This is a genomic window from Dyella japonica DSM 16301 (assembly GCF_001010355.1).
Lineage (GTDB): Bacteria > Pseudomonadota > Gammaproteobacteria > Xanthomonadales > Rhodanobacteraceae > Dyella > Dyella japonica.
Genome location: NZ_JPLA01000020.1, coordinates 107,935 through 127,013, shown reverse-complemented (window position 1 = coordinate 127,013; position 19,079 = coordinate 107,935). Strand labels below are relative to the sequence as shown.

16 protein-coding genes are annotated in these 19,079 nt (G+C 64.5%); 14 read left to right on the top strand and 2 right to left on the bottom strand.

Going from position 1 to position 19,079, the window contains the following annotated elements; translation table 11 throughout:
* Positions 1–199 precede the first annotated feature (199 nt).
* Positions 200–760 (top strand): TIGR00645 family protein, encoded by a 561-nt coding sequence (locus Y882_RS08000; RefSeq protein ID WP_046971373.1) that lies wholly within the window; start codon positions 200–202, stop codon positions 758–760.
* Positions 761–823: 63 nt separating this feature from the next.
* Entirely contained in the window at positions 824–2,323 is a 1,500-nt protein-coding gene (gene glpK, locus Y882_RS07995) for a glycerol kinase GlpK (RefSeq protein WP_046971372.1), read from the top strand.
* A gap of 61 nt (positions 2,324–2,384) precedes the next feature.
* Here glpK and Y882_RS07990 read toward each other — a convergent pair whose 3' ends face one another.
* Positions 2,385–3,320: a carbohydrate kinase family protein gene (locus Y882_RS07990; protein ID WP_046971371.1), complete on the bottom strand. Its 936-nt coding sequence runs from the start codon at positions 3,318–3,320 to the stop codon at positions 2,385–2,387.
* Between the two features lie 282 nt (positions 3,321–3,602).
* Between Y882_RS07990 and Y882_RS07985 the strand changes: the two genes are divergently transcribed.
* From Y882_RS07985 to Y882_RS07930, 12 genes are all read left to right on the top strand, one after another.
* Entirely contained in the window at positions 3,603–4,649 is a 1,047-nt protein-coding gene (locus tag Y882_RS07985) for a rod shape-determining protein (RefSeq protein ID WP_046971370.1), read from the top strand.
* 26 nt (positions 4,650–4,675) lie between these two features.
* A complete protein-coding gene (gene mreC, locus Y882_RS07980) occupies positions 4,676–5,668 on the top strand; it encodes a rod shape-determining protein MreC (protein ID WP_046971369.1) in 993 nt (330 codons plus the stop codon).
* On the top strand, positions 5,665–6,150 hold the full coding sequence (gene mreD, locus Y882_RS07975; RefSeq protein ID WP_046971368.1) for a rod shape-determining protein MreD: 486 nt from the start codon (positions 5,665–5,667) through the stop codon (positions 6,148–6,150). Before mreC ends, mreD begins: the two co-directional genes overlap by 4 nt.
* Before the next feature lie 4 nt (positions 6,151–6,154).
* Positions 6,155–8,167 carry a penicillin-binding protein 2 gene (gene mrdA, locus Y882_RS07970; protein WP_046971367.1) on the top strand — a complete coding sequence of 671 codons (2,013 nt, stop codon included), beginning with the start codon at positions 6,155–6,157 and terminating at the stop codon, positions 8,165–8,167.
* Complete coding sequence (rodA, locus tag Y882_RS07965; RefSeq protein ID WP_046971366.1) at positions 8,164–9,282, top strand: rod shape-determining protein RodA; 1,119 nt, start codon at positions 8,164–8,166, stop codon at positions 9,280–9,282. Before mrdA ends, rodA begins: the two co-directional genes overlap by 4 nt.
* Positions 9,283–9,383: 101 nt before the next feature.
* Complete coding sequence (mltB, locus tag Y882_RS07960) at positions 9,384–10,412, top strand: lytic murein transglycosylase B (RefSeq protein WP_046971365.1); 1,029 nt, start codon at positions 9,384–9,386, stop codon at positions 10,410–10,412.
* On the top strand, positions 10,409–11,353 hold the full coding sequence (locus tag Y882_RS07955; protein ID WP_046971364.1) for a septal ring lytic transglycosylase RlpA family protein: 945 nt from the start codon (positions 10,409–10,411) through the stop codon (positions 11,351–11,353). The genes mltB and Y882_RS07955 overlap by 4 nt, the downstream gene beginning before the upstream one ends.
* A gap of 59 nt (positions 11,354–11,412) precedes the next feature.
* Positions 11,413–12,645: a D-alanyl-D-alanine carboxypeptidase family protein gene (locus Y882_RS07950; RefSeq protein ID WP_046971363.1), complete on the top strand. Its 1,233-nt coding sequence runs from the start codon at positions 11,413–11,415 to the stop codon at positions 12,643–12,645.
* 14 nt (positions 12,646–12,659) lie between these two features.
* Positions 12,660–12,947, top strand: a complete 288-nt coding sequence (locus Y882_RS07945; protein ID WP_046971362.1) for a YbeD family protein — start codon at positions 12,660–12,662, stop codon at positions 12,945–12,947.
* A gap of 124 nt (positions 12,948–13,071) precedes the next feature.
* Positions 13,072–13,740 carry a lipoyl(octanoyl) transferase LipB gene (gene lipB / locus Y882_RS07940; protein WP_156171363.1) on the top strand — a complete coding sequence of 223 codons (669 nt, stop codon included), beginning with the start codon at positions 13,072–13,074 and terminating at the stop codon, positions 13,738–13,740.
* Positions 13,741–13,750: 10 nt separating this feature from the next.
* Positions 13,751–14,752, top strand: coding sequence for a lipoyl synthase (gene lipA / locus Y882_RS07935; RefSeq protein ID WP_046971360.1), 1,002 nt, complete (start codon positions 13,751–13,753; stop codon positions 14,750–14,752).
* Positions 14,753–14,769: 17 nt separating this feature from the next.
* Positions 14,770–17,031: a carboxy terminal-processing peptidase gene (locus Y882_RS07930; RefSeq protein WP_046971359.1), complete on the top strand. Its 2,262-nt coding sequence runs from the start codon at positions 14,770–14,772 to the stop codon at positions 17,029–17,031.
* 235 nt (positions 17,032–17,266) lie between these two features.
* Here the strand turns inward: Y882_RS07930 and Y882_RS07925 are convergent, their stop codons facing one another.
* Positions 17,267–19,003: a M1 family metallopeptidase gene (locus tag Y882_RS07925; protein ID WP_046971358.1), complete on the bottom strand. Its 1,737-nt coding sequence runs from the start codon at positions 19,001–19,003 to the stop codon at positions 17,267–17,269.
* Positions 19,004–19,079: the final 76 nt, after the last annotated feature.

The following is a 19,079-nucleotide window of genomic DNA, read 5'->3' as shown; positions in this document are numbered from 1 at the left end:
CTTTGTGCGGTTTGAAAATATCCGCAAGGCAAATGGACGTCTAAATGCTTTCCTGCGCACGAGCCTTCGCGCAATGCGCGGCCGTCGTGGACGCCGCGCCGAGCATCTTGCCTGCGCCTGAATGAGTGCGCGAAATGGGATGCTGCCTGTCGCAGGAATTTGCGATGATCGGACATCCCCTACCCATCATGTGACGCGTATGACGACTCCGCAGAAGAGCCGCCTTGGTCCGCTTTCCTATCTGATCTTCTCTTCCCGCTGGCTGCAGTTGCCGCTGTACCTGGGCTTGATCGCCGCTCAGGCGATCTACGTGGTGCAGTTCGTGCGCGAACTGTGGCACCTGATCGATGCCACGCTGCTCGGCCACGTTGCCGAAGGTGCCGCTGCGGAAAGCGCCGAGACCACCATCATGCTCACCGTGCTCGGCCTGATCGACGTGGTGATGATTTCCAACCTGCTGGTGATGGTGATCGTCGGCGGCTACGAGACCTTCGTCTCGCGGCTGAAGCTTGAAGGCCATCCGGATCAGCCGGAATGGCTTTCGCACGTGAATGCCACGGTGCTGAAAGTGAAGTTGGCGATGGCCATCATCGGTATCTCCTCGATCCATCTGCTCGCGACCTTCATCAAGGCCGATACCCTCAGCGCCGAGACCATCAAGTGGCAGGTGCTGCTGCACCTGGCGTTTGTGGTGTCGGCGCTGGCTCTGGCCTTCATCGATCGCATCATGCAGCCGAGCGACAAGGCCGCCGCACACTGACGGCGGCCAGGATCGAACTGCTACGCTAGTCGCATCAGCCAAGCGCAGCCGGGGCCGGCAGACGTGGAACAGCGCTACATCCTTGCCCTCGATCAGGGAACGACGAGCTCGCGGGCGATCCTATTCGATCATTCGGGCTCGGTCGTCGGCGTCGCGCAACGCGAGTTCGCCCAGATCTTTCCGCAGCCGGGCTGGGTCGAACACAACCCGCGCGAGATCCTCACCAGCGTGCTGGTCACCGTGACCGAGCTGCTCGCCAACACCCAGGTGGATCTCGGCGAGATCGCAGCGATCGGCATCACCAATCAGCGCGAAACCACCGTGGTGTGGGATCGGGCGACCGGCCAGCCGATTTATAACGCCATTGTCTGGCAGTCTCGCCAGAGTCTGGATATCTGCGAGCAGCTGAAACAGGCCGGGCACGAAGCGCTCGTACGCGAGCGCACCGGTCTGCTGATCGATGCCTATTTTTCGGCAACCAAACTGCGCTGGATCCTCGATCACGTCGAAGGTGCGCAGCAGCGTGCGGAGAAGGGCGAGCTGCTGTTTGGCACCATCGACAGCTGGCTGATCTGGCATCTGAGCGGCGGCACCACGCATGTCACCGACGTGAGCAACGCCGCTCGCACGCTGCTGTATGACATCCACCGTCGCTGCTGGGACGACGATCTGCTCGCCATGCTCAATATCCCGCGGGCGATGTTGCCCGAGGTGCGGTCAAGCAGCGAGGTCTATGCCCACACGGCGCCCGCGCAGTTCTTCGGTGCGAGCGTGCCGATCGCCGGTGTCGCGGGCGACCAGCAGGCGGCGCTGTTCGGGCAAGCCTGCTTCAGCCCCGGCATGGCCAAGAATACCTATGGCACCGGCTGCTTCATGCTGATGAATACGGGCGCACAGGCGGTGTCTTCGACGCATGGCCTGCTCACCACGATCGCCTGGCAGCTCGGCGATCGGGTGGACTATGCGCTGGAAGGCAGCATCTTCGTGGCCGGCTCGGTGATCCAGTGGCTGCGCGACGGCCTGCGCATGCTGGGCAAGGCCGCCGACTCCCAGGCCTATGCCGAGCGTGTAGTGTCGAGCGACGGCGTGTACATGGTGCCGGCCTTTGTGGGTCTCGGCGCGCCGTATTGGCGCAGCGACGTGCGCGGAGCGGTATTCGGCTTGAGCCGCGGCACCAGCAAGGAACACTTTGTGCGCGCGGCGCTGGAATCGATGGCTTACCAGTCGCGCGATGTGCTCACGGCGATGGAAGCGGATGCGGGCATCCTGCTGAAGGAACTGCGTGCCGACGGCGGCGCCATCGCGAACGATTTCATGGCCCAGTTCCAGAGCGACATGCTCGGCGTTCCCGTGCTGCGCCCGCGCGTGCAGGAAACCACCGCACTTGGCGCGGCCTATCTGGCCGGATTGGCCACCGGTTTCTGGCAGAGCTGCGAAGAGATCGCCAGCTTGTGGCAGGTGGATCGCCGCTTCGAACCGCAGATGCGCGAACCCGAACGGGATAGCCTCTATCGCGGATGGCTGGAGGCGGTGAACGCCACCATGGGCTTTCGCGTGAGCTGAAAACAGACGAGGCCTCCGTGGTGGAGGCCTCGCTGTTGTCTTCTGCCGGAACGAAGAACGATCAGCCGATCGCGTAACCGAACTGTTCTTCGAATTCCTTGGAGAACTGCGCATAGTCAAAGCGCTGGTTCTGCGTGCCCGGATGCTCCACCTTCAGCGCGCCCATCAGCGAGGCCATGCGGCCCACGGTCGGCCAGTCCTTGCCCTTCATGATGCCGAAGATCAGGCCGGCGCGATAAGCGTCGCCACAGCCGGTCGGATCGACCACCTGGCGTTCGCGCGCCGGCGGAATCTCGTGGATGGTGCCGTCGGTGTAGATCTGCGAACCGCGCGGACCGAGCGTGACGATATAGGCCTTCACGCGCGAGGCGATCTCCTGGGCGCTCCAACCGGTACGCTGCTGCAGCAGCTGCGACTCGTAATCGTTGACGATCACATAGGTGGCCTTCTCGATCATCGCGCGGAACTCGGCGCCATCGAACAGCGGCATGGCCTGGCCCGGGTCGAAGATGAACGGCACGCCGCGCGCGGAGAATTCATCCACGTGCTGCAGCATGGCGTCGCGGCTGTCCGGGGCCACGATGGCGAAGCTGATCTCCGGGATGTCGCGCACATGGTTGGTGTGCGCGCTCAGCATGGCGCCGGGGTGGAAGGCGGTGATCTGGTTGTTGTCCAGGTCGGTGGTGATGAAGCACTGCGGGGTGAACTGGTCGTCGAACACACGCACGTAGTCCATGCGGATGCCGCACTTTTCCATATGGACCTGGTACGGACCGAAATCCTGGCCCACCGTGGCCACCGGCAGCGGGTCGGCGCCCAGCAGCTTGAGGTTGTAGGCGATATTGCCCGCGCAGCCGCCGAATTCGCGGCGCATCCGCGGCACCAGGAACGACACGTTCAGGATGTGCACCTGGTCGGGCAGGATGTGATTCTTGAACTGATCCTGGAACACCATGATGGTGTCGTAGGCAAGCGATCCACAAATGACGGCTGACATGATGCGAGGATGATCCCTGGCAGATGAAGTGGCAGTCCGGGCGGCGCTTGCGCCTGCCTGGCCCAAAGTTCCCGATCATACCGGGAACTGGACTCAACGGCGATGCTCCCGTGAGCGATTTCCTTCGAGACCGCCTCCGCAAAGTCAGACAAAAGCTACGTAAAAGTCGCATATCACAGCGTAAACAAAGGCTTTCTTAACGAGAATGTCCTTGCGGTCCTGGTGCATGCTGACTAGACTGGCGCGCTTACTTTTTAGCCACAGCCGGACTACGGCGGACCCATGTTCAAGAAGTTTCGCGGCTTTTTCTCCAACGATATTTCGATCGACCTCGGTACGGCCAACACCCTTATTTACGTAAGGGGACAGGGCATCGTCCTGAACGAACCATCGGTGGTCGCGATCCGTCAGGACCGTGGCCCGGGTGGTCCGCGCGCGGTCGCCGCCGTCGGCAGCGACGCCAAGAAGATGCTGGGTCGAACCCCTGGCAACATCGCCACGGTGCGTCCGATGAAGGATGGCGTGATCGCCAACTTCTCGATGACCGAGGCCATGCTGCAGCACTTCATCAAGCAGGTGCACAAGTCGCGCATGCTGCGGCCGAGCCCGCGCGTGCTGGTCTGCGTGCCCTGCGGCTCCACCCAGGTGGAGCGCCGCGCGATCAAGGAATCGGCCGAAGGCGCCGGTGCCCGCGACGTGTTCCTGATCGAAGAGCCCATGGCCGCTGCGATCGGCGCCGGTATTCCGGTGCACGAGGCGCGCGGCTCGATGGTGCTGGATATCGGTGGCGGTACCTCCGAAGTGGCGGTGATCTCGCTCAACGGCATCGTCTACTCGCAGTCCGTGCGCGTGGGCGGCGACCGTTTCGACGAGGCCATCATCAACTACGTGCGCCGCAACCACGGCACCCTGATCGGTGAGTCCACGGCCGAGCGCATCAAGCTGGAGATCGGCTGCGCCTTCCCGCAGACGCATGTGAAGGAAATCGAGATCTCGGGCCGTAACCTGGCCGAGGGCGTGCCGCGCATGTTCACCATCAACTCCAACGAGGTGCTGGAAGCGCTGCACGAGCCGCTGTCGGGCATCGTGGCGGCGGTGAAGTCGGCCCTCGAGCAGACCCCGCCGGAGCTGTGCTCCGACGTCGCCGAGCGCGGCATCGTGCTCACCGGCGGTGGCGCACTGCTGCGCGACCTGGATCGCCTGATCTCCGAGGAAACCGGCCTGCATGTGCAGGTGGCCGACGAGCCGCTGACCTGCGTGGCCCGTGGCGGTGGCAAGGCGCTGGAGCTGATCGATCAGCACGGCAGCGACTTCTTCGCTCCCGAGTAACCCATACGACAGGGGCGGGTTAAGCCATGGCGCTTGCGCGCGAGGAATCCTCGCCCCTGTTTGCCGGTACCGTCGCCGGTACCCTCAGGCTCATTCTTTATTTAGCGCTGGCCATGGTGCTGATGGTGCTCGACCATCGCAACGGCTGGATCTGGCGCCTGCGCTATGCCACGTCCGTGCTGGTCGAGCCTGTGTACCGGCTGGCCAGCCTGCCGGCGTCGGGCATGCATACGCTCAGCGTGGCGTTTTCCGATCGCAAGATGCTGACCGAGCAGAACCAGCGACTGCGCGAAGACCTGCTGCTGGCCAACGCCAAGCTCAACCGCATGGCGGCCGTGGCCGAGCAGAACGAGCGCCTCAAGCAATTGCTCGATACCCAGCACAGCCTTGACCTCAACGTGCAGCTGGCCCGCGTGATTAACGTGGACCTGGGCGCCTACCGCCACCGCATGCTGGTCAACGTGGGCTCGCATGACGACGTGAAGCCGGGCCAGGTGGTGATCGACGCTCACGGCGTGATGGGGCAGGTGGTGGAAGTGATGCCGCGTACCTCGCTGGTGATGCTGGTGACCGATCCCGATAGCGCCATTCCCGTGGTGATCGAGCGCACCGGCCTGCGTACCGTGGCCTATGGCACGCGCGATGGCGACCTGCTGAGCCTGCCGAATATTTCCATGGCGTCGGACGTGCATCCGGGCGACAAGCTGCTCTCGTCGGGCCTGGGTGGCCGCTTCCCGCCTGGTTTCCCGGTGGGCGAAATCCGCAGCGTGGAACCGGCGGCATCGGGCCTGTTCCTGGAAGGCCGTGCGCGCCCGTCTGCGGATCTGGATCGCAGCGACAACGTTTTGATCCTGCACGACCTCGCCGAGCCTGCCGGTCCGCCGCCGCCCGCGGCGGAGGCTGGCCCGCCCGCTGATCTCGCGCCGGCTCCTGCATCCGCTGCCAGCGTGGCGGCGCCCCCGCGCGCCAGCGTGACGCCGGCCTCGCCTTCAACGACGAACACGCCGGTGCTGCCATGAGCAAACCACGCGTCAGTCTGCTGTGGTTCGTGGGCACCCTGGTGTTCGCCGTACTCTCCATGCTGATTCCGCTGCCGGCGCCGTTGCAGCCGTTCAAGCCGTATTGGCCGGCGCTGTTCCTGCTGTATTGGGCGCTGGAATCGGGTGACCGGGTGACGCTGGGCATGGCCTTCATCATTGGCCTATGCGCGGACCTGCTCGATGGCGTGCTGCTGGGCGAGCAGGCCATGCGCTTGTGCGCGCTGGTGTTCATTGCGTTGCGCTTCCGTTCGCGCCTGCGTTTCTTCCCGATGTGGCAGCAGACCCTGGCCGTGCTGGCCTTGCTGCTGAACGACCGCATCCTGCTGCTGATCGTGCGCACGTTTGCAGGTGACGCGCTGCCGCCGATGACGTGGTGGATTTCGCCGTTCGTCGGCGCAGCCTTGTGGCCGTTCCTGTTCCTGCTCATGGACGACCTGCGCATGCGCCTGCGCATCCAGTAGCGCCATGGCCATACGGCGACGCTCCATCAAGGACACGCGTGGCGAAGCCGCGCTGTTCCGCGTGCGCGCGATGGTCGGCTTTGCGCTGATCCTGATCGGCCTGGGCACGCTGGTGGCGCGCTACCAGTACCTGCAGGTGCAGCGCCACGACGAATTTGCCCTGCGCTCGGAAAACAACCGCGTGAAGCCGCGCGCGATTCCGCCGGCGCGTGGCCTGATCTTCGATCGCTCCGGCGTGCTGCTGGCCGACAACGTGCCCGCGTTCCGCCTGGAAGTGGTGCCCGAGCAGGTGAAAGATCTGCCGGCCATGCTGGCCGCCGTGCGCGAAGTCATACCGCTGGACGATGGCGACATCGATGCGTTCAAGAAGCAGCTCAAGCAGAATCGCCGCTTCGACAGCGTGCCGTTGAAACTGCATCTCACGGAAGACGACATTGCCCGTTTCGCCATCAATCGCTGGCGTTTCCCGGGGCTGGACGTGGTGCCCTACCTGACCCGTCGTTATCCGTACGGTCCGTTGTTCGCCCATGTGGTGGGCTATGTGAGCCGCATCGACGCTGATGACATGAACCGGCTCGATCCGGATCGCTACAAGGGCACCAGCCATGTGGGTCGCAGCGGCCTGGAGCGTTCGTATGAGGACATGCTGCACGGCGAACCCGGTTACGAGCTGGTCGAAGTGAACGCCGACGGCCGCGTGCAGCGTGTGCTGGAGACCCACGCACCCACGCCGGGCAAGAATCTTTACCTCAGCATCGATATACGTGTGCAGAAGGCCGCCAATGACGCCTTCCAGGGTCGACCGGGCTCGTCGGTGGCGATCGATCCGCGCAATGGCCAGGTGCTGGCGATGGTCAGCGTGCCGAGCTATGACCCGAACCTGTTCGTCAACGGCATCAGCAAGGCCGATTACACCGGCTACATGAATGCGGAAGACAAGCCGTTGCTCAACCGTGCGCTCAAGAGCGCGTATCCGCCGGGTTCCACGGTGAAGCCGTTCCTGGCACTGGGTGGCCTTGAGCTGGGTGTTCGTCGTCCGGAAGACACGGTGTTGTCGACGGGTGAGTTCTGCATACCGGGCCAGCAGCGTTGCTATCGCGATGACACGCGTGGTGGCGATGGCACGGTGAATATGGTGCGCGCCATCGAGAAATCGACCAACACGTATTTCTATCGACTTGCTCTGGACATGGGCATCGATCGCCTGGCGAGCTGGATGGGTAGTCTTGGCTTCGGCAAGAAGACCGGCATCGACCTGCTGGGTGAATCGGAAGGTATTTTGCCGTCGCGCGAATGGAAGGCTACGCGCAGCAAATTCCCCTGGTTTCAGGGCGAAACCATCATTGCGGGTATCGGTCAGGGTTACTGGAACGTCACGGCGCTGCAGCTGGCGCATGCCACGGCGACCTTTGCCGGCCACGGCACGCCCTACGCGCCGCGCCTGGTGATGGCGACGTCTGCGGTGAAGGAGCATCCGGTGCCCTTGCCAAACCCACCGACCGGTCCCTCGCTGATCCAAAAGCCACACGACTGGGATGTTGTGAACCAGGGCATGGAGGCGGTGATCACCGGCGGCACCGCCAAGGGCCAGTTCACAGGATTCCCCTATGTGGTGGCGGGCAAGAGCGGTACCGCGGAGCGCTTCTCTCGCCGCAGCAATGAATACGACACCAACAAGAATCTGGCGTATCTCGCCACGCGCCACCGTGCTTGGTTCATCGCTTACACGCCAGTCGAAGCACCGCGCATCGCCGTCGTGGCCATGCTGGAATCGGGCGCCTGGGGCGCTTCGGACGCCGGCCCCATCGTGCGCAAGGTGATGGAAGCCTGGCTCGCCTCGACCGGCGGTCCGGTGCCGCCCAGGACCACGCCTGAAGGCGGCCCGGCGCCGTCGTCGAGCGCGCCTGAGGTACCCGAGGACACGCCGGTGCTGTCGCCGGCCGATATGTCGGTGATGCCTGCGGTGCCCGCCGACAGTTCCAGCTCGGCGACACCTGACGACGGAGGCAACCCGTGATCGACGAATTGCAGGTACGCCTCGTCAACCTCGTGCGCCGCGTGCTGAAGCGTCCACGCATGGACATCCCGCTCGCCCTGGGCCTGATCACGCTGGCCGGCGTGGGCCTGGTCACGCTGTACAGCGCCAGCGGCGGCAATATGGCGATGATCGGCGGACAGGCGGCGCGCTTCGTGATGGGCGGTGTGCTGGTGATGCTGATCTCGCGCATCCCGCCGCAGACCTTGCGCACCTGGACACCATGGCTGTTCGCCGGCAGCGTGTTCCTGCTGCTGGTGGTCGCCGGTATCGGCGAGGTGCGCAGCGGATCCAAGCGCTGGTTGAACCTGGGCATCATGTCGTTCCAGCCGTCGGAACTGCTCAAGCTCACCATGCCGATGATGGTGGCCTGGTACCTGCATCCGCGGCAGCTGCCGCCGAGCTGGAAGGACATCCTGGTGGTCGGCATCCTGATCGCGATACCGGCCGGCCTGATCGCGGAACAGCCGGATCTCGGCACGGCCTTGCTGGTCTCGGCGGCCGGCGCATTCGCGCTGTTCCTGTCGGGCATGCGCTGGTGGAAGATCGGCAGCCTGCTGGCCGTGGTCGGCGGCATGATTCCGGTGGCCTGGCATTTCCTGCACGAATACCAGCGCAATCGCGTGCGCACGCTGCTCGATCCCGAGTCCGATCCGCTGGGCAACGGCTGGCACATCATCCAGTCGCAGATTGCGGTGGGCTCGGGCGGCCTGGTCGGCAAGGGCTGGCAGCATGGCACGCAGTCGCGCCTGGACTTCCTGCCCGAACACACCACCGACTTCATCTTCGCCGTGTTCTCCGAAGAATTCGGCCTGGCCGGCGTGATCGGCGTGATGCTGCTGTATGCCTTCATCATCGGCCGCTGCCTGTGGATCGCGATGGAAGCGCGCGATACCTATTCGCGGCTGCTGGCCGGTGCGATCGGCATGAGCTTCTTCGTGTATGTATTCGTCAACGGCGGCATGGTGGCCGGCATGTTGCCGGTGGTGGGCGTGCCGATGCCGCTGATCAGTTACGGTGGTACGTCGGCGGTATCGCTGTTGACGGGCTTTGGCGTGCTGATGTCGATTTATGCGAATCGGAAGATTCACAGGTAACGGCACATCCCGTCGCGCACAGGGTTGTCGCGAAAACGCCTGTTTTCCCCGGCGTGCATGCTAGGCTTGCGCCGTAGCCGTTTTCGACAGCGAAGTCATTCATGCCCTCGATTCCCGCGTCGCTCCCGACTCGTCGCCTTATCGCCACGCTGGGCCTGTTGTTCGCCGCGGCATGCAGCCCGGTCTTCGCCCAAACCCATCCCGGTCAGGAACAGCTGGTCAGCGAAGTGGCCCGCGATACGGGCAAGAGCAGCGCCTCGCTCAACGCCTTGCTGGATGGCGCGAAGAAGCAGCAGAGCATCCTCGATGCGATCAGCCGTCCGGCCGAGGCCAAGCCGTGGAAGGATTACCGGCCGATCTTCATGACGCCCCAGCGCATCAACGATGGCATCGCGTTTTATCGCGAGCATCGCGCCTTGCTGGACAGCATCGGCAAGCAGTACGGCGTGCCGCCCGAGTACATCGTGGCGATCGTCGGCGTGGAGACCTCCTACGGCCGCATCACCGGCAAGTACAAGGTGCTCGATGCGCTGGTGACGCTGGGCTTGTATTACCCGCCGCGAGCCACGTATTTCCGCCAGCAGCTGAAGGTGCTGCTGGAATTGCCGGAGAACCATCTGGCCGGCCCCGTCGACACGCTCACCGGTTCGTACGCGGGTGCGCAGGGCTGGGGGCAGTTCATGCCCGAGAGCATCCGCGACTTCGGCGTGGACGCCGATGGCGACGGCCGCATCGACCTGAAGAACTCGCTGCCTGACATCTTCGCCAGCGTCGCCAACTACTTCGCCAAGCACGGCTGGCAGACCGGCGGCCTGGTGGCCGCGCCTGCCCGGGCCGACAGCGCCGCCAAGCCCATCACCGTCAAGGACTCCAAACCGCAATGGCCGCTCGAGCAGCTCGAAGCGTGGGGCTACGCGCCCGTGCAGTCGCTCAATCCCGGGCAGCCCACCAGCCTGCAGTCGCTGCAGGGCGCGGATGGCATGGAGTACTGGTACACCTTCCAGAATTTCTACGTGATCACCACCTACAACCGCAGTCCGCTCTACGCGCTGGCGGTGCATCAGCTGGCGCAGGCGATTGCCCAAGGGGCCAACGGCCAGGGGAACAACGGGATGGATGCCACGCAATGACCTGGCGGCTCGCGCTGCCTCTTCTGTTGATGGCGCTGCTGGCCGGTTGCAGTGGCGGCAAGACCCGTCCCTCCTCGAGTCACCCCAGCGGATCGTCGCGTGGGCCTTATTCCTCGGGTAGCAGCGGCTCGTCCTCGTCGTCGCGCGGTGGCGTCAATGACGACACCAGCCGCCCGCAGAGCAGCCGCTATCGCGACGACACCGACAGCGTGCCCGAAGGCCCGCCGCCGGAAGTGATCGCCAAGCTGCCCGAGCCGGTGCCGAAAGTGGAGCCCCGCGCGCTGTATGGCAACAAGTCGCCGTACACCGTGCTTGGCCAGAGCTACAACGTGCTCGCCTCGCCCAATGGCTATGTGGAGCGCGGCATCGCCTCGTTCTACGGCAACAAGTTCCACGGGTACAAGACGTCGTCTCTCGAGGACTACGACATGTACCAGTTCAGCGCCGCGCACAAGACGCTGCCGATCCCCAGCTATGCGCGCGTGACCAACCTGGAAAACGGCAAGAGCGTGATCGTGCGCATCAACGATCGCGGTCCGTTCCACGAGAACCGCGTGATCGACCTGTCCTATGCCGCCGCCGTGCGCATCGGCGTGTGGCCCAAGGGCACGGGGCTGGTGGAAGTACGCGCGATCGATCCCTCGCAGCCGCTGACCGCCCAGACCCTGCCGCCGCCACCGCCGCCGCCCAAACCTGCCAGCCCGGGGCCAGGAATTTATCTGCAGGTGGGCGCATTCTCCGACACGGTCAACGCCGAGCGTGTCGCGCAGCAGCTGCGATCGGCGAATTTTGCGCCGGTACAGGTGGTGGATGCGCAAATCAACGGTCGCAATATCCGGCGCGTGCGGGTCGGCCCTCTTGCCAGCGTCGACCAGGCCGACGATGTGACCACGCGAATCGAAGGCATGGGGCTGCCCCGGCCGCAGGTCGCGGTAGACTGATGTATTGAAATTCTTGCGGCGCCCCACGCGCCGCGATAGCCATTGGACCGAATCGAACGATGAACCTGATCCGCCGTACCCTCTCCTCGCTTGCCGTGGCCGCCCTTGTCGTCGGCACGGCCGTTGCCCAGCAGACCCCGCCCAAGCCCGTTCCGGTGCCGCGTCCGGTGACGCCCGAGGCCCCGGTGCCGCCGCCGCCGGATGTGGACGGCAAGAGCTGGGTGCTGATGGATTACGCCACCGGCCAGGTGCTCGCTTCGAAAGAACCCGACACGCGTGTCGAGCCGGCCTCGATCACCAAGATCATGACCGACTACGTGGTATCGGCCGAGGTGGCCAACGGCAAGATCCACATGAACGACCCGGTCACCATCAGCGAGAACGCGTGGCGCGGCGGCGGTGCGGGCACCGACGGTTCCACCAGCTTCCTCAAGCTCAACAGCCAGGTGCCGCTGAAGGACCTGCTGTACGGCCTGATCATCCAGTCCGGCAACGACGCCGCCATTGCGCTGGCCGAACACACCGCCGGTTCGGAGCAGGCCTTCACCGGCCTCATGAACGGTTATGCCAAGCAGCTGGGCATGACCAACACCAATTTCCAGAACGCGTCGGGTTATCCGATCGCCAACCACTACTCCACGGCACGCGACATCGCGATTCTGTCGCGCGCGCTGATCCACGATTTCCCCGAGGACTATGCGATCTCGGCGATCAAGGACTTCGAGTGGAACGGCATCAAGCAGCACAACCGCAACCTGCTGCTGTGGCGCGATCCCACCGTCGATGGCATCAAGACCGGCCACACGGCTGCCGCGGGCTTCTGCCTGGCCGCCTCGGCCAAGCAGGGCGATTCGCGCATGATCGCCATCGTGATGGGCTCGACCAACGAGAAGTCCCGTGCCGATGCCGCCATGGCGCTGCTGAGCTACGGTTTCCGTTTCTATGAGACGCACAAGCTGTATGACGGCGGCAAGCCGCTGGCCATGCCGCGTCTGTGGAAGGGTCAGTCCAACCAGCTGCCGCTGGGCGTGGCCGACAACGTGCTGGTCACCGTCAAGCGCGGCGACTACGACAAGCTGCAGGCTACGCTGGACGTGCCAGCAACGCTGGTGGCACCGTTCACCAAGGGCCAGCAGGTCGGCACGCTGCGCGTCACGCTGGATGGCCAGCCGGTGCAGAACGTGCCGCTGGTGGCGCTGGCCGATGCGCCGCAGGCCGGCTTCTTCGGCCGCCTGTGGGACAGCATCATGCTGTGGTTCCATAGCGACAAGAAGCCTGACGAGAAGAAGTGAGGGAGGTGGCACTGATGCGTGATATCGACTCCATCGAGGCCCAAGAGGGCCAGGGCTTCCAGTTCCCCGGCGAATTCGAGATCACCGCCATGGGCAACGCCAGTGCGGATCTGCAGGCCCGCGTGCCGCAGATCCTCGAAGGCATCGGCGTGCACGTGCTGCATGAGACGGTCAAGCACCGCCACTCGCGCGAAGGCAACTTCATCTCGGTGACGGTGAGCTTCCGCGCCGAGTCGCGCGAGCAGTACGACGAGGCACATGCCTCGCTGCGGGCTGACCCGGATATCCGGTACACGCTGTAACGACGGCGTCGAGACGCCCAAGCCTGGCGGGCCACTGCGCCCGCCCGGTTTCCAGTGACTTCCAGCCCTTGCAAGGGTGGTCTCACGACCGCAGATAATGACCTCCGTCCCCAGGCCATTCCCCATGTCCCTGCCGCTCAAAGTTCGTCGTCTCGGTCGCCAGCCCTACGAGGCGACCTGGGAGGCGATGAGCCAATTCACCAACAACCGGGGGCCTGATACCCCGGACGAGCTGTGGCTGCTGGAACACGACCCTGTGTTCACCCTCGGCCAGGCCGGCAAGACCGAACACGTGCTGGCGCCGGGCGATATCCCGGTCATCCACGTGGATCGCGGCGGCCAGGTGACTTATCACGGGCCCGGCCAGATCGTCGGCTATCCGATGATCGACCTGCGCCGCGCCGGGGTCAGCGTGCGCGAGCTGGTCAACAAGATCGAGCAGGCCATCATCGACACCATGGGCCACTGGAACATTGGCGCCGAGCGCCTGGAAGGCGCCCCGGGCGTCTACGTGGCCGGGGCCAAGGTGGCCGCGCTGGGCTTGCGCGTGCGGCGTGGCTGCAGTTTTCACGGCCTGGCCTTCAACGTGAACATGGATCTTGAGCCGTACCACCGCATCAATCCCTGTGGCTACAAGGGTTTGGCCGTCACTCAGGTGCTAGACTTGGGTGGTCCGTCGCGCCTGTCGGACGTCGAGGACGCCCTGGTGGAGGAGTTCTGCCGCCAGTTCGGATTCGTCGCCGAGGCGGCGCCCCCCATACTCCCTGAACTACCCGCTCGCGTAGCGGTCTGAGCTTGCCTACATGAGCGAAATGTCCCCCTCCAAAGTCATCCCCATCAGCGTCGTCGGCACCACCGGCGTCGAGAAGCAGTTGGGCAATGACAAGATCGGCCTCAACCGCGCCGGCTTCGACACCAATGTGCCGACGCTGCGCAAGCCGAGCTGGATCCGCGTGCGCCTGCCGCAGGGCAACGCCGTGCAGCAGCTGAAGTCGCGCCTGCGCGAGAACTCGCTGGTGACGGTGTGCGAAGAAGCTTCGTGCCCGAACATCCACGAGTGCTTCAGCAAGGGCACCGCCACCTTCATGATCCTCGGTGAAGTGTGCACGCGCCGCTGCTCGTTCTGCGACGTGGCCCATGGCCGCCCGGCTGCGCCCGATCCGCTGGAACCGGCGCGCCTGGCCGAGACCATCCGCGACATGCGCCTGAAGTACGTGGTGATCACTTCGGTGGATCGCGATGATCTCCGCGACGGCGGCGCCGAGCATTTCGCCGCGTGCATCCGCGCCACGCGCCATGCCGCGCCGGACATCAAGATCGAAATCCTCACGCCCGACTTCCGCGGCAAGGGCCGCATGGAGCGCGCGCTGGAAGTGCTGAAGGACTTCCCGCCGGACGTGTTCAACCACAACCTGGAAACCGTGCCGCACCTGTATCGCGAAGTGCGTCCGGGCGCGGATTACCAGTGGTCGCTGGACCTGCTCAAGCGCTTCAAGGCGCAGCATCCGGAGGTGCCGACCAAGTCCGGCATCATGCTGGGCCTGGGCGAGACGATGGAGCAGGTGCTCGAGACCATGCGCGACCTGCGCGCCCACGACGTGGACATGATCACCATCGGCCAGTACCTGCAGCCCACGCCGCATCACCACCCGGTGGTCCGTTACTGGACGCCGGACGAGTTCAACGAACTGCGCGAAGCGGGCGAAGCGATGGGTTTCCATCACGTCGCCTCCGGTCCGCTGGTGCGTTCGTCCTATCACGCAGACCTGCAGGCTCACGCCGCAGGTGTCACCGAGCACGCCTGAGAGCTTCCCGAGACCCTATGAAACTGCGCCCCTCGCTTGCCCTGTTGCTTGCCCTTGCCGTCACCGGCGTCGGTGTCCACGCGCAGTCCGCTGCCGATCTCGCCGGTGACAACGCGCCGCGCAAGTTCTCCACGCTGCCGCTCAAGCCCTCCGTCACGCAGGCGCAGGCGGCGCAGCTTTCCGCCCGCTTCCTCACGCGCTTCCATTACGACGCCAAGCCGCTCGACGATGCGATGTCGCAGAAGATCTACAAGGCGTATGTCGACAGCCTCGACGGCGAGAAGGTGTTCTTCACCCAGGCCGACCTGGCCAAGTTCGCGCCGCTGAAGACGCAGATGGACGATGCCATCTGGAACCAGGACCTGGCCGGTCCGTTCTCGATGTTCAACCTGTACATCACGCGTGCGATCGAGCGCATGACCTATGCGCGCAGCCTGCTCAAGCAGGGCTTCGACCTGACCACCAACGAGAGCTACAACTACGATCGCAAGAAGGCCGAGTGGCCCAAGGACCAGGCCGAGCTCGACACCTTGTGGCGCGAGCGCACCATGAACGATTGGCTGCGCCTGAAGCTCGCCGGCAAGAGCGATGACGACATCCGCAAGACGCTGGACAAGCGCTACGCCGGCTACATCGACCGCGTGAAGCAGCTCGACGGCGAGGACGCGTTCCAGTCCTTCATGAACTCCTATGCCGAGTCCACCGACCCGCACACCGATTACCTCGGCCCCCGTGCGGCGGAGAACTTCGACATCTCCATGAAGCTCTCGCTGGAAGGCATCGGCGCCGTGCTGCAGACGCGCGACGAGTACACCGCCATCCGCGAGATCGTGCCGGCCGGCCCGGCCGCCAAGTCGGGCAAGGTGCACGTGGGCGACCGCGTGGTTGCCGTCGGCGAAGGCACCAGCGGCCCGATGGTCGACGTGATCGGCTGGCGCGTGGATGACGTGGTCAAGCGCATCCGCGGCAAGAAGGACACCACCGTGCGCCTGGAAATCCTCCCGGCCGACGCGGGCGTGGACGGCAAGCACGAGCTGGTCAGCATGGTGCGCCAGAAGGTCAGCATCGAAGAGCAGGCCGCCAAGAAGAAGGTCATCGAGATCAAGGACGCTGGCGTCACGCGCAAGATCGGCGTGATCGACCTGCCGAGCTTCTATTCCGATTTCGGCGCGCGCCGCGAAGGCGACAAGGATTTCAAGAGCGCCACCCGCGACGTGGCCAAGCTGCTCGGCGAGCTCAAGGCCGAGGGCGTGGAAGGCGTGGTGATGGATCTGCGCAACAACGGCGGCGGTTCGCTGGCCGAAGCCAACGAGCTCACTGGTCTGTTCATCGACCAGGGTCCGGTGGTGCAGGTGCGCGATGCACGCGGCGAAGTGCAGGTGCAGGGCGACGACGAGCCGGGCATGTCCTGGAGCGGTCCGATGGCCGTGCTGGTCAATCGCGGTTCGGCCTCGGCCTCGGAGATTTTTGCCGCGGCGATCCAGGACTATGGCCGTGGCCTGATCATCGGCCAGCCGACCTTCGGCAAGGGCACCGTGCAGAACCTGGTGGACCTGGACCGTTTCACTCGCAGCAACAGCGAGAAGCCGCAGTTCGGCGAGCTGAAGATGACCATCCAGGAATTCTTCCGCATCAATGGCGGCTCCACCCAGCTCAAGGGCGTGACGCCGGACATCCAGTTCCCCAAGAACGGTGATGAGAAGGACTTCGGCGAGTCGACCTACGACAACGCGCTGCCGTGGACGCAGATCGCAGCGGCCGATTACAAGCCGGTGGCCGACCTCAAGGCGTACTTGAACCAACTGCAGACCCGGCACGACGCGCGCACCGCGAAGTCGCCGGGCTGGAAGCTGATGCTCGACGAGCTGGCGCAGTACCGCAAGATGCGCGACAAGACCACCATCTCGCTCAACTTCGCCCAGCGCGAAACCGAGCGCAAGGATCTGGACGCCATCCAGGCCGACTTCCGCGCCCGCCACAAGGCGATCGACGGCAATGCGGCCGACGACGATGACAGCCTGGCAGTGGACGATGGCCTCAACGCCAACGAGCGCAGCCTCAAGAGCGAACTGAAGCAGGAGAAGGACGCCAAGAAGGCCGCCGATCCGCAGCTCGACGAAACGGCGCACATCCTGTTCGATGCGGCTGGCCTGATCAAGGGCGATGCCAAGCTGGCGGCCGAAGTGCTGCCGTATGGCGGCAAGTACTCGAACATGAGTGCCACCACGGCAGCTGCGGCACCGGAGAAGGCGCAGCCGCAGGGGCCTGCGGCGCACTGACGGGTTTGGGTTTGACGAAGAAAAGGCGGCCTGTGGGCCGCCTTTTCTTTTGGGGTCTCAGCAACCCCAGTCGCGCTTTTCCTGTGGGAGCGCACCCTGTGCGCGACAAACCTACGGAGCGGAACATCGCAGCGTGGCAGTCGCGCACAGGGTGCGCTCCCACAAGGTTGCGCTCCGGCAGAAACTACTTCGCGGCTTTTGCCTTTTTCCCCACAAGGTTGCGCTCCGGCAGAAACTATTTCGCGCCCTTCGCCTTCTTCTCCGCCTGCTCCTTCCTCCACTGCTGGTACTCAGCCACATGCGGCAGCTCGCGCAGCAGCTTGCTGCGCGGATCAATGATCACCAGCGCGCCGGCGGGCGCGGCGATGGTGGCGTTGCCGCCGTTCATGGGGACGGTCAGCAGCTTGTCGCCCACCTGCACCTCGACCGGCATCGGGAAGGGCTTGTCGTGCGGCACCTGCCAGTGCAGCGTGAGCGTGTTGCCGTCCTGGCGCGTCTCCAGCTTCGGCAGCGCGGCTTCGCGCAGGTACACGTCGAAGAACCAGTTGAGATCGCGGCCGCTCAGCTGGTTCACGATCTCGATGTAATCGTGCGTGGTCGCGTAGTGCGGCGTGAAGTTGCCGGGCTTGGGATCAGGGCGTCCATACACCAGCCGGCGGATGCTTTCGAAGAAGGCCTCATCGCCGATCATCTGCCGCAAGGTGTGCAGCATCAGCGAGCCCTTGACGTAAATGTCGTTGCCCGGGCCGCGCTTCGCGTCGTAAACGTCTTCCTCGAACTGACTGCGCCCCGCGACGATGGGATAGGCGTTCTTCACCTGGCTGCGTTCGTTCTGCAGCATCGAGAAATACGGCATGTCGCCGTAGAGATACTGGCCGTACAGCGGCTGCATATAGGTGCCGAAGCCCTCGTGCAGCCACATGTCGTCCCAGTCGGCATTGGTCATCTGGTTGCCGAACCACTCATGCGAAAACTCGTGTTGCAGCAGCCAGTCGAAGCCGTATTCGCCGCGCGGGTAGCCGTTGCCATAGGAGTTGATGGTCTGGTGTTCCATGCCCAGGTGCGGCGTTTCCACCACGCCCATCTTCTCGTCGCCAAACGGGTAGGGGCCAATCTGGCGCTCGAAGAAGTCGAGCATGCGCGGGAACTCGGCGAACAGCTGCCTGGCCTGCGCCTCGTGGCCGCGCAGATACCACATCTGCATCGGGATGGTGTTGCCGTAGCGGCTGCGGTAGTCGCCCTTGAGCACCTCGAACGGGCCGATGTTGAGCGAAATGGCATAGGTGGTCGGATGTTTCGCGCGCCAGTGGTAGGTGTGCGTGTCGCCATGCTCCTTGAGGTCGACCAGCACGCCATTGCCCGGCGCGGCCAGCGCCTTGGGCACGGTGACATAGGTATCCACCAGGTCGGGCTTGCCCTGCGGATGATCGATGCACGGCCAGAACAGATCGCAACCTTCGCCTTCCACCGCCGTGGCGATCCACGGTTGGCCGTCGTCGGTGTGGCTCCAGACGAAACCGCCATCCCACGGCGCTTTCTTGGCTACATGCGGCTTGCCGCCATAGCGGATATCGACGACCACCTTTTCGCCCTTGGCTAGCGCCTTGGGCAGTGCGATGCGCAGGCGGCCATCGGGATTGCTCCACTTGTCGTTGGCCAATGTCTTGTCGTTGACGGATAGTTTCGAAACGGCGAGATGCGGATCGAGATCGAGCAGCAAGGAGTCGGTCGCTTCGCGCGCGCTGAAGCTGAGGCGCGCGTCGGCGTCGAGGCTTTGCTGCGCGATATCCACCGTGAAATGCAGCTCGGCGTGATCGAAGTTCACGCGCTGCTGTTCGGCGGGCATCGGGCCGCCGGAGTGGAGGGTCTGCTCCGTGAGCGCCGGCTGGGTAGATGGCTGGGCGTCTTCGGCGTGGGCTGCGGCGCAAAGCGCCAGACAGAGGGCGAGGGTGAGCGGGCGAAGACGCAACATGGAGAGGCCTTGAAGTGAGCTCGGCGGAGGATGCCAGTGGATAGGAGCGATGTCACCGAGCCGGGTCACGAACCAT

Coding starts and splice junctions, on each gene's coding strand:
- Y882_RS07990 (WP_046971371.1), bottom strand. CDS start 3,320: ATGTCAGCCGTCATTTGTGGATCGCTTGCCTACGACACCATCATGGTG.
- Y882_RS07925 (WP_046971358.1), bottom strand. CDS start 19,003: ATGTTGCGTCTTCGCCCGCTCACCCTCGCCCTCTGTCTGGCGCTTTGC.
- Y882_RS07955 (WP_046971364.1), top strand. CDS start 10,409: ATGACCTGGCGGCTCGCGCTGCCTCTTCTGTTGATGGCGCTGCTGGCC.
- mrdA (WP_046971367.1), top strand. CDS start 6,155: ATGGCCATACGGCGACGCTCCATCAAGGACACGCGTGGCGAAGCCGCG.
- Y882_RS08000 (WP_046971373.1), top strand. CDS start 200: ATGACGACTCCGCAGAAGAGCCGCCTTGGTCCGCTTTCCTATCTGATC.
- Y882_RS07945 (WP_046971362.1), top strand. CDS start 12,660: ATGCGTGATATCGACTCCATCGAGGCCCAAGAGGGCCAGGGCTTCCAG.
- mreD (WP_046971368.1), top strand. CDS start 5,665: ATGAGCAAACCACGCGTCAGTCTGCTGTGGTTCGTGGGCACCCTGGTG.
- Y882_RS07950 (WP_046971363.1), top strand. CDS start 11,413: ATGAACCTGATCCGCCGTACCCTCTCCTCGCTTGCCGTGGCCGCCCTT.
- Y882_RS07930 (WP_046971359.1), top strand. CDS start 14,770: ATGAAACTGCGCCCCTCGCTTGCCCTGTTGCTTGCCCTTGCCGTCACC.
- Y882_RS07985 (WP_046971370.1), top strand. CDS start 3,603: ATGTTCAAGAAGTTTCGCGGCTTTTTCTCCAACGATATTTCGATCGAC.
- lipA (WP_046971360.1), top strand. CDS start 13,751: ATGAGCGAAATGTCCCCCTCCAAAGTCATCCCCATCAGCGTCGTCGGC.
- mreC (WP_046971369.1), top strand. CDS start 4,676: ATGGCGCTTGCGCGCGAGGAATCCTCGCCCCTGTTTGCCGGTACCGTC.
- mltB (WP_046971365.1), top strand. CDS start 9,384: ATGCCCTCGATTCCCGCGTCGCTCCCGACTCGTCGCCTTATCGCCACG.
- lipB (WP_156171363.1), top strand. CDS start 13,072: ATGTCCCTGCCGCTCAAAGTTCGTCGTCTCGGTCGCCAGCCCTACGAG.